Genomic DNA, 14,532 nt, shown 5'->3' with positions numbered 1-14,532 from the left:
GACCAGCCCCCACCCGCCCGCGGGCGAAGAACACACCCGGGGGCTGGGGCGGAGCCCCAGGTCGGGATGGGGGCTAGGGGGACGCCGGGGCCGAGTTCTTCGTGCCGTGCGGAGTCGCCCCCGCATCGTCACCCGACGTAGCCAGCCACGTACCGACCCCCACCGCGGCGGCGAGAACGACCCCCGCCACCCCCAGAGTGATCCGGCGGCGTCGCGCCGACGCCCGGTGCCGAGCCGACCCCGGCCGAGGCGCCCCCGCCGCCCGCGGCGCCCGGGCCGTCCCCCGCGCGCCACCCGCCAGCTCGTCCGGCCCCGGCACCCTCATCGACGTGTGCGTGTCCCGATTGGAGTCCGGCGCGGCCCCCGGCACCAACGGCACCGCCCCCCTCCGCACCCGCGACGCCGGCGCCGTCGGCTCCGCCGGCGCCTCGCCGCCCTCGGGGGCGTCCTCCGCCGACTCCCCGTCCGGTTCGTCGACGTCCAGCGGCGGCATCCCGGCCAGCAGGGGCAGCTGCTCCCGCAGCCGCGCCCCCAGCTCGGACGCCCGCAGCCGCGACGCCGGCGCCTTGGCCAGGCACTGCACGAGCAGCTGCCACAGCTCCTCGGGGATACCGGGGAGAGGTACGACGGTCTCCGTCACGTGCCGCCGCAGTACCGCACCGGGATGCCCGCCCCCGAAGGGCGTGAACCCGGCGAGAAGCTCGTACAGGACGGTCGCCAAGGCATAGATGTCGACGGCGGCCCGCGGCGGCAGCCCCTCGATGATCTCGGGCGCGAGATAGTCCGGCGTGCCGATGATCTTCGTGGCCCGGGTCCGTCGCGGTGAGTCGATGAGTTTGGCCACACCGAAGTCCGTGAGCAGCGCGGGGTGCGAGCCCCCCGGGCCCAGCGGGCCCTGCATGTCGAGCAGCACGTTCTCCGGCTTCACGTCCCGGTGCACGACCCCGGCCCCGTGCGCCGCCGCCAGCCCGTCGGCGACGTCGGCCACGATCGCGACAGCGGCCTCGGGCGCCAGCCGCCGTTCCCGGTCGAGCCGGGTGCGCAGATCCGTACCCCGTACGAGATCCATGACGAGCGCGAGGTCATTGCCGTCGACGACGAGGTCCCGTACCGCCACGACATGCGGGTGATCGAGCCCGAGCAGGGCCGTGCGCTCCTGTACGAAGCGGCCCACGAGCTCCTGGTCGGACGCGAGGTCCTCGCGCAGCAGCTTGATGGCGACGGGCCCCTCAGGTCCCTCACCGAGCCACACCGTGCCGGCACTGCCCCGCCCCAGAATCTGATGGGCGGTGTACCGGCTCCCGATCTTGCGTGCCAAGACTGCTCCTACTGACGCGTGTTGTCGCTAAAAGTACGCGTCCGAAGAGCCAACCTTCACTCCGGAGACGGAAATCACCCGTCAGATGTCGACAAGTCCCCAGAGTCGCATGGGAGCTAACAGGAACTAAGGGAACTAGTTGGTGGAAGAGTCGCCGGAAGAGCCTCCGCCGAGATCCCCGATCCAGTTCGTCACGGACGTGAACCCGTCGTGCAGCTCACCCCAGAAGCTCTTGGTGGTCCCGATCCAGCCCTGCAGGGGACTGAACTCCCAGACCAGCCACGCCGCGACGAACAGGATGACGATCGTGAACAGGCAGCCCTTGAGGCAGCCGAGTCCCGGGATCTTCATCGGGTTGGCGCTGCGCTGCCGCGGCTCGCGCGACTGCCGGGGCGCCGGCGCCTCGGGCTGCTGCGGCGGGGGCGCGTACCGCTGAGGCTGCGGCTGCTGGGGCGCGGGTGCGTACCCCTGCGGCTGCTGCTGTCGCTGGCGGCGCTGCTGGCGCTGCTGCTGCTGTTGCTGCTGTTGCTGGGGCGCGTACTGCTGGGGCTGCTGCTGCGCGTACTGCTGCGGCTGTTGCTGCTGATACCCGTATCCGGGCGGCGGCTGCTGTCCCTGCGGCGGGCGCTGCTGTTGCTGGGGCCGCGCGACCTGTCGCTGGGGACGGCGGCGCAGCGGGTCCTGGTCGGGGTCGAGGTACTGGACCTGGGTCTGTTCGTTGCGGTCGCGGGCCGCCCGCAGCTGGCTCTGCCAGGGGTGCGGGTCCTCGCCCTGCCCCGGCTGCCCGGGCTGTCCCGACTGTCCGCCCGGCTGGTGCTGGGGCACCGGCGGCATGACGGCGGTCGGGTCGGCCGCGCCGCGGTGCGGCAGTACGGCGGTGGGGTCGGCGGCACCAGGGGCGCCGGTGTGCGGCAGGACGCTGGTCGCGCCGTTCGGGTCGTACGCCCCCGGGGCGTTGTGCGGCAGCACCTGCGTGGGGTCGGCCGCACCGGGCACGCCCGGCACCGCGGCCGGCGTCGGGTCGGGGGCGAGCAGTGCGCCCACGCCCTCCGCGGCGGCGATCTGCGCGGAGGTGGCGTGCACACCGATGCCCTGGGCGACGGTGCGCAGTCCACGGGCGAGGTTCTCGGCGCTGGGCCGCTCGTCCGGGTTCTTGCGCAGGCACCGCTCTATGACGGTCCACAGGGGGTCCGGGACGGTGGAGGGGCGGCGCGGCTCGGCGCTCAGGTGCTGGTGCAGCACTTCGAGCGCCGAGTCCCCGGCGAACGGGGGACGCCCGGTGACCAGCTCGTAGAGCAGGATGCCCGCGCCGTAGATGTCGACGGCGGACGTCTGCGGGCGCCCCTCCGCGGACTCGGGCGCGACATAGGCGGGTGTGCCGACGAACTCGTGGGTCCGGGTGAGGCCCGGGGAGTCGGCGAGCCGGGCGATGCCGAAGTCGGTGAGCATCGGGTGCATCTGGCCGCCGTCCTGCTTGAGCAGGACGTTCGCGGGCTTCAGGTCGCGGTGTACGACGCCGTCGGCATGGCTGGCGGCGAGCGCGTCGGCGACCTGGGCGGTGAGGAGGGCGGCGGCGACCGGGGAGAACGGGCCGTTCTCACGGAGGTAGCGGTGCAGGTCGGGGCCGTCGACCAGGTCCATGACCAGCGCGAGCAGGTCACCCTCGACGACGAGGTCGCGTACCCGCACGATGTTCGGGTGGGTCAGGCGCAGCAGAACGGAGCGCTCGCGCAGGAACCGCATCACGATGTCCGGGTCGTTGGCGAGCTCCTCTTTCAGGACCTTGATCGCCACGGTCTCACCGGGCTGGCCCGCGACGGCCGCCTCCGCGCCCGCGGTTTCCCGCTGGCGGGCTCGCCAGACAGTGCCTGTGGCGCCGCGCCCCAACGGCTCCTCAAGGAGGTACTTGCTCCCTACCGGCCGCACGTCATGCGCTCCCTGTTGCTTGCTTGCCTGGTCCGTCCGCCGTTGTCAGCGTGCCGCGGCGGTTTCCGCCCCACTGTAGTGCCGAGGTACATGACACTGGGCTGTCGTCCGCGTGTGCTTCCCACTACTTCCCACATAGCGCTTGTGCTTCGCATAAGCGCTTACGTACGCGTCCCCGCACATGTTCGATGGAAAGACGCTCGCATTCGGCGGTTGGTTGCCGGACAGCGCCCGCGGGGGCGACGTGACCGATCTCAAGCGGGCACCGGTCGGGCACTGGTCAGGCACTTTTACGGGCAGAGCCGACCAATCAAGATCACTTGCCGGTGGGCGGCGGGCGTGTTGTCAGTGACAGGTGCGAGGATGCCTTCAGTACTGGCCGACGTGCCCGTGTGCGGTGGGGGATTCTGCGGTGGGGGACCGCGGCGCAGCCTCGCCCTCCTCGCGGGCGCCTGCGCGGAAGGGACCGCTGGCGGCGATGCAGATCCGGCTGACCGTCGTAGACCCGCTGGGCTCGCCCTCGGAGCCGCGGGGGCGAGCCGCGGCCTGCGATGTGCTGGTCACCGCTCCCGCCGGGACGGCGTTGGCCGCGGTGGCGGCGGGTCTGGCCTCGGCGGTCGGCGGCGAGGGCGCGGGCCAGCACGACCGGGGCCGAGAGCTCGGCGGAGGTCCCGTCGTGCTGTACGCGGGCGCGGAGCGCCTCGACGGCCAGCGCTGCACGCTGGGCGAGCCGCCACTGACCGACGGCGCCGTGCTGTCCCTGGGCTGTCCCGCCGAACCCGGTCCGGACGTGGACGGGGTCGCGGCCCAGCTCCATGTCGTCGCGGGCCCCGACGCGGGCGGCGTCCACCTGCTGCACGGCGGCCGGATCGACATCGGCCGCTCCGCCGACGCGGACGTCCCGCTGGACGACCCCGACGTCTCCCGCCTGCACTGCGCTGTCACGGTCACCCCCGAGGGCCGCGTCTCGGTCACCGACCTGGGCTCCACGAACGGCACGACGCTGGACGGCACCCACGTCGGCACCCGCCCGGTCCGCTTCGGGCAGGGCGCGCTCCTGCGCGTCGGCGAGTCCGCCCTGCGACTGGCTCCGCCCGACGGCACGGACCCGCTGGGCACGACGCCCGACGGGGAGGGCCACGTCCGGGTGACCACGGCCACCGGTACAGCCACCCGCCCGAAGCCGCCCGCCGACCCCGGACCCTCGTCGTCCTCCGCTGCTCCTGCCGCCTCCGCCGCCCCTTCCGCCCCTGTCGTGCCCCACACGCGCGTAGGGGGCGCCTCCGGTGCCGGAGCGCTGCCCGTCCCGCCCGCCGGCGACACACATCACGGCTTCGGAGCGGCGGAGTGGGGAGCCGCGGACGGCGTCCCCGAAGCGCAGGAGCACGGCCCTGCCGTGCCCGGGCAGGGCCGGGCGCCCCGCATCGAGAACAGGCCCGCGCGGCCGTCCGGCCCCAACGCGTCGGCAGGCGGCGCCACCGCCCACGCCTCGGCCCGCCCCGAGCCGGGCACCCGCAAAGGCACCCCCACGCGGGGCACCGACATATCGCCGGAAGTGCGCAGGCGAGGCGGAATCGGCGCGTGGGCGCGTCGGCTGACCGGCGGCAGGGGCGAGCTGCCGGGCGCCGGACCGGGGGATCCGTACGACACGGACGGGGACGACGGGGCGGCGGAGTTCCTGGCGGCCTCGCTACCCACGCAGGCTCCGGAGAGCTGGCCCGATCCCGCGACGCTGCTGCTCACCGCGCTGGGCCCGGGACCGCGGCTGTGGGAGCGCGGCCCGGGCCACCCGGAGACGCTGACGGTCCGGCTGGGCACGGCCGACCGGGCGGCGCCCGACGGTTCGGGCCTGGTGCCCGCCGTGCCGGTGACCGCGGGCCTGCGGGAGGTCGGCTCGCTGGGCCTGGCGGGGCCGCGGACCCGGCTGGCCGGGCTGGCCCGCTCGGTGGTCGCCCAGCTCGCCGCGCTGCACTCCCCCGACGCCCTCGACATCGTTCTGATCAGCGCGGACCGCTCACGCACGGTGGAGGAGCGCACCACCGAGTGGTCCTGGCTCGGCTGGCTCCCGCATCTGCGCCCCACCCACGGCCAGGACTGCCGCCTCCTCCTCGCCTACGACCGTGAACAGGCGACGGCCCGCACGGACGAGCTCCTGCGCCGCGTGGAGGACCGCCTGCCGGAAACGGGCGGCACCCGGGGCACGTACGACAAGGCCGATCGCGCCCCCGTGGACGCGCGGGGCGGCGCGCGGCGCCCGTCCTGGGCCCGCGACGAGGGTCCGACGGGCGCGGACCGGGACTTCGAGGGGCCCTTCACCGTGCTCGTCGTGGACGGGGATCCCGGAGGCGCCGATGTGCGGGAGGCCGTGCTGCGGCTGACGCACGAGGGCCCACGGGCCGGGATCCACGTGGTGTGTCTGGCCGAGACCGCGTCGGCGTCGCCCTCGTCCCCGGTGACGGAGACGTACGAGGCGGCCTGCGCGGCGTCACCGGCGTTCCGGGAGTGCGGGGCGGTCGCACTGCTCAGCGGGGACGTGGCGACGGCGCTGCGCCTGATGCGGGTGGGATCCGGCGGGCCCGCGGGACACGGCACGGTCGCCGCGGTGGACGCGGTGTCACCGGCCTGGGCGGAGCGTTTCGCGCGCGCCCTCGCCCCCCTTCGCACGGACGGCACACACGCCGACCGCCACGCGCGTGTGTCCGCGCCGCTCCCTCAAGCGGCCCGTCTGCTGGACGAGTTGGGACTGGCCCGGGCCACCCCGGCGTCGCTCATGGCCCGTTGGGCGGACGCGGCGGACGACACGGAGGCGCTCGGCGGCCGCGGCCGGGCCGTCCTCGGCGCCGGCCCGCGCGGCCCGGTCGCCGTGGACCTCCCCGCCGAGGGCCCGCACCTGCTGATCGAGGGCCCGCCCGGCAGCGGTCGTACGGAGCTGCTCCGCGCGATCGCCGCGTCTCTGGCCGCCGCGGAGCGCCCCGACCGGCTCGGGATCGTGTTGATGGACGGGCGGGACAGCACCGGGGGTCACGGCACCGTCCAAGGGGCCGAGGGGCTGCGGGTGTGTACGGACCTGCCCCACGTCACCACCCACCTCACCGCCAACGACCCCGTACGGATGCGGGAGTTCGCCCAGTCCCTCAGCGCCGAGCTGAAGCGGCGGGCCGAGCTCCTGGGCCGGCTCGGGTTCGCGGAGTGGCACACGCGCGGCGAGGTGTCGGGCCGGATGGTGGCCCAGCGCACACCCAAACCCGCCCCGGGAGCCAAGCCCGGCTCCACCTCCCCCTCCTCCTCCGGTGCCGCGGACCTCGACACGCCCCCCAGTTCGACCCTGCGGCTACGCCCGGCGGCTGCCCGCGAACGCACGGATCCGGGCCCCCCGTTGGCCCGTCTCGTCGTCATCATCGACGACCTGGACGCGCTGCTCTCCCCCGCGCTGGGATCTCCGGGACGGCCTGCGGCCGGTTCGGTCGTACGGGCTCTGGAGGCCGTCGCCCGCGAGGGCGACCGCCTCGGCGTGCACCTTGTGGCCGCCGCCGCGGACGACGGCCGCACGGCGAGCACCGAACTGGGCCGTGCCGCCTCCCTGCGCATCGCCCTCGACCCGGTGTCCCCCGGTGCGGACGAACCCGCCCCCGGCCGTGGCCGCCTGTCCACCCCGGACGGCCGCCTCACGCCCTTCCAGGCCGGCCGGGTCACGGGCCGTATCCCGCGCACGGCCACCCTCCGCCCCACGGTCGTCCCCCTCGAATGGCACCGCATGGGCGACCCCCCGGCCCGCCGCCCCGTCCGCGAACTCGGCAACGGACCCACGGACCTGGCCCTGCTGGCCAGCGCGCTGGAGCGGGCGGCGAGGTCGGTGGCCGCGGTGGAGGTGCCGTCGTTGCTGTAGGACGTGGCGTGCGCGCACTTCGAACGAGCGTGCGCGAGACTCCGCCCTCATGAGCGACTGGTATCTGCAGCGGGAGTACGGAGTCCGGTTCGAATGGGGGGCCGCCGGGGCGGAGCGGCTCGCGGCCGGTGTCGCGTGTCTCGTCGTGGTGGACGTGCTGTCGTTCACCACCTCGGTGAGCGTCGCCGTCGAGGCGGGGACCCGGGTCCACCCCTATGCCTGGCGGGACGAGTCGGCGTCCGCCTTCGCCCGGAGCAACGCCGCGGAACTGGCGGTCGGACGGCGGGCGGTGACCCCGGACTCTCCCTGGTCGCTGTCCCCCGCCGCGCTCCGGCGGGCCCCGTTCACCCCCCGGCTCGTACTGCCTTCGCCCAACGGGTCCGCCATCGCCGCGGCGGCGGGCGGATCGGCGGTGGTCGCGGGCTGTCTGCGCAACGCGTCGGCCGTCGGCCGGTGGCTGGCCCTCCATGGTTATGGAACACCGCAACGGCCACTCGCCGTGATCGCCTCGGGCGAGCGCTGGCCGGACGGCAGTCTGCGGCCCGGGCTGGAGGACTTGCTGGGGGCCGGAGCGGTCATCGCCGCGCTCCAGACGACGGGCGCTGCCGGACCGCTGTCGCCCGAGGCCGCCGCCGTACGGGCCGCCTTCACCGCGACCCCTGACGCGGCCGGCGCCGTGGCCGCCTGTTCCTCCGCCCTGGAACTGGCCCGAAGCGGCTTCGCCGACGACGTGGCGATCGCGGTCGAGGTGGACGCGAGTACGACCGTGCCCGTCCTCACCGACGGCGCCTTCACCGACGCCGCCGTCACCGAGGGCACCCGCACCGACGGCCCCCTCGACGGCACGGTCCACTCCACCCAGCCCGGCTGACCGGCCATCACCCGGCGTTCGTATCTTCCATTTCTCCCAGTCCCACCGACCGCCGTCTCCTCACCCCACCGGCCCCCGCACAGAGTTCGCACCGCGTTGCACTGCCGCCCACGTCACGACCCAGTCACGATCACCCACTTGACAGCGCACGCGCTCTTGCCGCCCTCGATGCCCCGGCGTAGACCAGAGCGCACGGGACAGCGCCGGACGTTCGACGAGGAACGAGAACGGGGCAGTGATGGACAGAGCTCTTCGTACGCACAGGTCGCCCAATCACTCGACGCACAGGTCACCCAGAGCCGCACAGAACCGCAGGTCACCCAGGGCCGCACAGGCCGCCGCAGCCGTCTTCGTCGTCGGCGCCCTCGCCCTCACCGCGTGTGGCGGCGGCGGCAAGGACAAGAAAGACAACGGCGGTACGAGCAGTCCCAGTGGCAGCGGCGACACCGTGACTCTCCCCAAGCTCGACGGCGCGAGCCTCGAAGTCGCCGCCGTGTGGACCGGCGACGAGCAAAAGAACTTCAAGAAGGTCCTCGCGGAGTTCGAGAAGCGCACCGGCGCGAAGGTGACCTTCGTGGCGGCCCAGGACCCGATCATCAACTTCCTCGGTTCGAAGATCGCGGGCGGCCAGCCGCCGGACGTCGCGCTGCTCCCGCAGCCCGGCGCCATCAAACAGGCCGTCGACAAGAAGTGGGCCAAGCCCCTGGGCCCCGAGGCCCTGGCCGAGCTCGCCAAGAACTACTCGCAGGGCTGGCAGGACATCGGCAAGGTGGGCGGCAAGCAGTACGGCGTGTATTACAAGGCCGCCAACAAGTCGCTGATCTGGTACAACGCCAAGGTCTTCGAGAACGCGGGCGCGAAGGAGCCCGGGACCTGGCAGGACCTGCTGACCACCGCGCAGACGGTCTACGATTCCGGTGTCACCCCGTTCTCCGTCGGCGGCGCCGACGGGTGGACGCTCACCGACTGGTTCGAGAACGTGTATCTCTCCCAGGCGGGCCCGGAGAAGTACGACGAGCTGAGCCAGCACAAGATCAAGTGGACGGATCCGTCCGTCAAGCAGGCCCTCACCACCCTCGCCGGGATCTGGGGCAAGAAGAACTACATCGCGGGCGGCGCGAAGGGCGCCCTGCAGACGGAGTTCCCGGGCTCCGTGACCCAGACCTTCACCGGCGGCGACCAGCCCAAGGCGGGCATGGTCTTCGAGGGCGACTTCGCACAGGTCAACATCGGTGAGACCAAGGCCCAGGTGGGCACGGACGCGAAGGTGTTCCCGTTCCCGGCCGTGGGCGGCACGGCACCCGTGGTGTCCGGCGGCGACGCGGCCGTCATCCTCAAGGACTCCAAGGCGGCGCAGGCGCTGGCCACCTTCCTGGCCTCCCCGGACGCGGCGACGATCCAGGCGAAGCTGGGCGGCTACCTCTCCCCCAACAAGAACGTGCCGAACTCGGCGTACCCGAACCCGGTGCAGCAGAAGATCGCCAAGTCCCTGATCGCGTCGGGCGACGACTTCCGCTTCGACATGTCCGACCAGGCCCCGCAGGCCTTCGGCGGCACGCCCGGCAAGGGTGAGTGGAAGGACCTCCAGGACTTCCTGAAGAACCCGACCGACGTCGCGGGCACCCAGGCGACGCTGGAGAAGGACGCGGCGGCGGCGTACGGCAGCGGAAGCTGATCCGGCGATGACGTCGGCAACGGCCGGAGGAACCGCACCGGTTCCTCCGGCCCGTACACGCAAGAGCGTGACCGGCACCCGCAGGACCGCGGCGGTACTGTTCCTGCTGCCCTGCCTCGTGCTGCTCGGTGCGCTCGTGGTCTACCCGATCGGGTACTCGCTGATCCGCAGCTTCCTCAACCAGTCCGGCGACGGTTTCGCCGGAGTCGACAACTACAAGGCCCTGTTCACCGACGACGGCATCCGCACCGCCCTCAAGAACAACGTCATCTGGGTCGTGTTCGCGCCCACCGTCGCGACCGCGCTCGGTCTCGTCTTCGCGGTCCTGACCGAACGGGTCCGCTGGGGCACGGCGTTCAAGCTGGTCGTCTTCATGCCGATGGCGATCTCGATGCTCGCGGCGGGGATCATCTTCCGGCTGGTGTACGACCAGGACCCGGACAAGGGGGTCGCGAACGCGGTCTGGGTGGGCGTGCACGACACCTTCGCCGAGTCGTCCGCGTTCCCGAAGGCCCATCCGGGACGGCAGTCGCCGCTCCAGCCGGAGAAGGGCGGGTTCATCACCCGACAGGCCGTGCACGCCGGGCAGTCCGTCACCCTTCCCCTCGTCGGGGTCGCCCCCGACAAGATGCCGAGCGGTGCGAAGAAGGCCGCGCAGGCCCCGTCCGAACCCGGCAAGGTCACCGGCACCGCCTGGCAGGACTTCACCCGGGGCAAGGGCGTCGGCAGGCTCGGCCAGGTCGACCCGGGCGAACTCGGCTATGTGGGGATGAGGATCGAGGCGGTGAAGGGCGGTAAGGTCGTCGATTCGGCGAAGGTGCGGGGCGACGGCACCTTCACGCTCTCCCAGAAGGCGGACGGGGCTCAACTGCGGCTTCCGGCAGGCAACTTCCGTGAGCCGTACAACGGCGTCGACTGGCTCGGCCCGTCGCTCGTCACCCCGGCCGTGATCGGCGCGTACGTCTGGATGTGGGCCGGCTTCGCCATGGTGCTCATCGCGGCGGGGCTCGCGGGTGTGCCGCGTGAACTCCTCGAAGCGGCACGGGTGGACGGCGCGAACGAGTGGCAGGTGTTCCGGAGGGTCACCGTGCCGCTGCTCGCGCCCGTCCTCGCCGTCGTCCTCGTCACGCTGATGATCAATGTGCTGAAGGTCTTCGACCTGGTCTTCATCATCCCGCCGGGCTCGTCCCAGGACGACGCGAACGTGCTGGCCCTGGAGCTGTACCGGAAGGGCTTCTCCGAGGACCAGCCGGGCATCGCGAGCGCGATCGCCGTGTTCCTGCTGCTGCTCGTGATCCCGGTGGTGTGGTTCAACGTGCGTCGTCTGCGGCGGGAGGTACGGCGATGACCACTCACGTCGACGGTCTCACGAAGACCGCGCCCGTCACCGCCGTCAAGGCCAGGCAGTCGCTCGGCTCCCGGCTCGCGAGCGGTGTCAGCGGCGGGATCGTCCGGGTCTTCCTCCTGCTTGTCGGCCTGTTCTGGCTGGTGCCGACGATCGGACTGCTGCTGTCCTCGCTGCGCACCCCGGAGGACATGAGCGCGTCCGGCTGGTGGAAGGTCTTCAGCGAGCCGTCCCAGCTCACCGTGGACAGTTACCAGAAGCTCCTGGAGAACGGCGACATCACCAGCTCGCTGGGGAACACGGTGCTGATCACCGTCCCGGCGACCGTCCTCGTCGTCGTCATCGGCGCGCTCGCGGGCTATGCCTTCGCCTGGATGGAGTTCCCGGGCCGCGACTGGTGGTTCCTGGCGGTGGTCGGTCTGCTGGTCGTGCCCGTGCAGGTGGCGCTGATCCCGATCGCCGAACTCTTCGGCAAGATCGGCATCTTCGGCACGATCTTCGGGGTGATCCTCTTCCACGTGGGCTTCGGCCTGCCCTTCGCGGTGTTCCTGCTGCGGAACTTCTTCGCGGAGATCCCCCGGGAGCTGCTGGAGGCGGCCCGGCTGGACGGCGCGGGTGAACTGCGCCTGTTCCTGCGGGTCGTGATGCCGCTCGGCGGTCCCGCGATCGCCTCGCTCGGCATCTTCCAGTTCCTGTGGGTGTGGAACGACATGCTGGTCGCGCTGGTGTTCTCCGACGCGGGCAGCCAGCCGATCACGGTCGCGCTCCAGACCCAGGTGCGCCAGTTCGGCAACAACATCGACGTGCTGGCGCCCGGCGCCTTCATCTCGATGGTCATCCCGCTGGCCGTGTTCTTCGCGTTCCAACGGCAGTTCGTGTCCGGGGTGATGGCGGGCGCGGTGAAGTAGCCGGACGGACAACCACATCAGGGGCGGGCCGGATGCCGGTTCGCCCCTCGGCGTTCACCCGAGGTTTCCCCCGTATGCCACATCTGGCGTAACCAAGTCACCCCTTCGGCCGTTGCCGGGCAGTATGCCCGAGCCGACCCATGGATGTCCGTTGCCCAGGTTCAGTGTCATCGTCCCCGCGTACAAGGTTCAGGCGTACCTCCACGAATGCCTCGAATCCGTCCTGGGGCAATCCTTTCCGGACCTCGAACTGATCGCCGTCGACGACTGCTCGCCCGACGGCTGCGGCGCGATCGTCGACGAGTTCGCCGCCCGCGACTCCCGGGTCCGCCCCGTCCACCTGCCTCGGAACGTGGGCCTCGGCCGCGCCCGCAACGCCGGGCTCGACCACGCGACCGGCGACTACCTGGTCTTCCTGGACGGCGACGACACCCTCACCCCGGACGCCCTGCGCGCGATCGCCGACCGGCTGAAGGACACCGCCGAACCGGACGTCCTGGTCTACGACTACGCGCGCACGTACTGGAACGGGGACATCGTCCGCAACCGCTTCGCGGATCAGCTCAGCGAGCGAGGGCCCGCGCCCTTCCGGCTCGACGACCGGCCGGGGCTGCTCAGGGTGCTGATGGTGGTGTGGAACAAGGCGTACCGAAGGGAGTTCGTCGAGCGCGAGGGCCTCGCCTTCCCACCCGGCTACTACGAGGACACCCCCTGGACCTACCCGGCGCTGATCTCCGCCCGGACGATCGCGACCCTCGACCGGGTCTGTGTGCACTACCGCCAGCGCCGCCGCGGCAACATCCTCGGCACCAGCAGCCGCAGTCACTTCGACATCTTCGAGCAGTACGACCGGGTCTTCGCGCATCTCGACGCGCACCCGGAGCTGGCGCGCTGGCGCCCGGTCCTGTTCCGCCGCATGGTCGACCACCTCTCGACGGTGTTCTCCAAGCGGGGCCGGCTGCCGCGCGGCACCCGCGCCGAGTTCCTGCGCAAGGCCCGCACCCACTACCGCCGTTACCGCACGCCGGGCGCCCCCGTCCGCCCCCGCACCCGCCTCCGGCACGCCCTGGTCCGGCTCGGCAACCACCGCACGTACCGTCTGCTGGCCCTGGCCACGAGCGCCCACAAGAAGGCCCTGCGCCGCGTCAAGGGACTGCTGCGCAAGGTCCGCGGCGGCGCCCTCCAGTTCCACTACCGGGTCCAGCTCCGGCTGCCGCTGCGCGCCGACCGTGCCGTCTTCTCCAGCTACTGGGGGCGCGGCCACGGCTGCAACCCGGGCGCCCTGGAGTCCGCGTTCCGCGCTCTCGCCCCGCACATCCGTACGGCGTGGATCGCGCACCCCGAGCACCACCACACGATCCCGGCCTCGACGCGCCGCCTGCGGCCCGGTACGACCGCGTACTGGACGGCGCTCGCCCGCTCCAAGTACCTCGTCAACAACGTCAACTTCGACCGCCGGCTGGTCAAGCGCCCCGGCCAGATCATGATCCAGACCCAGCACGGCACCCCGCTCAAGTACATGGGTCTCGACCTCCAGGACCGCCCGGCGGCCGCCCGCGACACCGACTTCGCCGAGCTGCTGCGCAGTGCCGACAAGTGGGACTACTGCCTGTCCGGCAACCGCCACTCCACCCTGGTCTGGGAGCGCGTCTTCCCCGCCTCGTACACGACGCTGGAGTACGGCCTCCCCCGCAACGACGTGTTCCAGCGGGCGACCTCGACGGACGTCACCCGGCTGCGCCAGTCCCTCGGCATCCCCGAGGGCACGGTCGCCCTCCTGTACGCGCCGACCTACCGCGACTACCGCCGCACCCAGCGCCTGGCCCTCGACCTGGAGCGCGTCCTGCGCCGGCTCGGCCCCCGGTTCGTCGTGCTGGCCCGCGCCCACCACTCGTACGCGGCAGCGCTGAGCGCACACTCCGGAGCCCGGCTCATCGACGTCTCCGACCACCCGAGCATCGAGAACCTCTGCCTGGCCTCGGACGCGCTGGTCACCGACTACTCGTCCCTGATGTTCGACTACGCGGTCCTGGACCGGCCGATCGTGATCCACGCGGACGACTGGGAGGCGTACCAGGCGTCCCGGGGAACCTACTTCGACTTGCGCGCCTTCCCGCCGGGCGCGGTCGCGCGCAGCGAGGACGAGCTGATCGACATCTTCGCGACCGGCCACTGGCGCGGCTCCCGTTCGACCCAGCTGCGGACCGCGTTCCGCGAGCGGTTCTGCCCGAACGAGGACGGGCGCGCCGCCGAGCGTGTCGTACGCCATGTCGTGCTGGGCGAGAGCGGCGGGCTGCCGCGGGTGCTGCCGCCCACGCAGCGCCACCCGGTCCCGTCGGCCGCCGCGGCGCGCCCGGTGACGCCCCTGGCCACCGTGCCCGCGCCCGCCGCCGCGCCCGCCACCGGCGTCCCTGTCGCCGAGACCCTCTGAACCGGAGCAGGCATGCCCTCCAGCCCCTCCCGGCCCACGCCGACTAGGCCCGCCACCTGGCGCCCTGCCGGGCGGCCCGGGCGCTGACACCCACCGGCGCCCGGCGAAGCCACCCCGCGCCGACACCCGAGAAACAACCAGAGAAGTATGCCCAGAGAAGTAAGCAGAGAAA

At 72.6% G+C, this 14,532-nt stretch carries 8 protein-coding genes; 6 read left to right on the top strand and 2 right to left on the bottom strand.

Going from position 1 to position 14,532, the window contains the following annotated elements; all coding sequences use genetic code 11:
- Positions 1 to 73: 73 nt before the first annotated feature.
- Positions 74 to 1,318 carry a serine/threonine-protein kinase gene (locus OG819_RS18255; protein WP_266625041.1) on the bottom strand — a complete coding sequence of 415 codons (1,245 nt, stop codon included), beginning with the start codon at positions 1,316 to 1,318 and terminating at the stop codon, positions 74 to 76.
- Between the two features lie 135 nt (positions 1,319 to 1,453).
- The gene (locus OG819_RS18250; RefSeq protein WP_266650362.1) at positions 1,454 to 3,244 is read right to left on the bottom strand and encodes a serine/threonine-protein kinase; all 1,791 of its coding nucleotides are present in this window, start codon (positions 3,242 to 3,244) and stop codon (positions 1,454 to 1,456) included.
- A 478-nt stretch (positions 3,245 to 3,722) separates the two neighbouring features.
- Between OG819_RS18250 and OG819_RS18245 the strand changes: the two genes are divergently transcribed.
- The 6 genes from OG819_RS18245 (at position 3,723) to OG819_RS18220 (ending at position 14,360) form a co-directional block, all read left to right on the top strand.
- Positions 3,723 to 7,130 (top strand): FHA domain-containing protein, encoded by a 3,408-nt coding sequence (locus tag OG819_RS18245; RefSeq protein WP_266650360.1) that lies wholly within the window; start codon positions 3,723 to 3,725, stop codon positions 7,128 to 7,130.
- Positions 7,131 to 7,179: 49 nt separating this feature from the next.
- Positions 7,180 to 8,001: a 2-phosphosulfolactate phosphatase gene (locus OG819_RS18240; protein ID WP_266625044.1), complete on the top strand. Its 822-nt coding sequence runs from the start codon at positions 7,180 to 7,182 to the stop codon at positions 7,999 to 8,001.
- A gap of 238 nt (positions 8,002 to 8,239) precedes the next feature.
- On the top strand, positions 8,240 to 9,676 hold the full coding sequence (locus OG819_RS18235; protein WP_266650358.1) for an ABC transporter substrate-binding protein: 1,437 nt from the start codon (positions 8,240 to 8,242) through the stop codon (positions 9,674 to 9,676).
- 7 nt (positions 9,677 to 9,683) lie between these two features.
- Positions 9,684 to 11,024 carry a carbohydrate ABC transporter permease gene (locus tag OG819_RS18230; RefSeq protein ID WP_266650356.1) on the top strand — a complete coding sequence of 447 codons (1,341 nt, stop codon included), beginning with the start codon at positions 9,684 to 9,686 and terminating at the stop codon, positions 11,022 to 11,024.
- The gene (locus tag OG819_RS18225) at positions 11,021 to 11,929 is read left to right on the top strand and encodes a carbohydrate ABC transporter permease (RefSeq protein WP_266582746.1); all 909 of its coding nucleotides are present in this window, start codon (positions 11,021 to 11,023) and stop codon (positions 11,927 to 11,929) included. Before OG819_RS18230 ends, OG819_RS18225 begins: the two co-directional genes overlap by 4 nt.
- Positions 11,930 to 12,080: 151 nt before the next feature.
- Positions 12,081 to 14,360, top strand: a complete 2,280-nt coding sequence (locus OG819_RS18220; protein WP_266650350.1) for a bifunctional glycosyltransferase family 2 protein/CDP-glycerol:glycerophosphate glycerophosphotransferase — start codon at positions 12,081 to 12,083, stop codon at positions 14,358 to 14,360.
- Positions 14,361 to 14,532: the final 172 nt, after the last annotated feature.

It is taken from the genome of Streptomyces sp. NBC_01549, from assembly GCF_026339955.1.
GTDB lineage: Bacteria > Actinomycetota > Actinomycetes > Streptomycetales > Streptomycetaceae > Streptomyces.
Note: the sequence above shows the minus strand (reverse complement) of the source record. Positions and strands in the feature narration are given on the sequence as shown.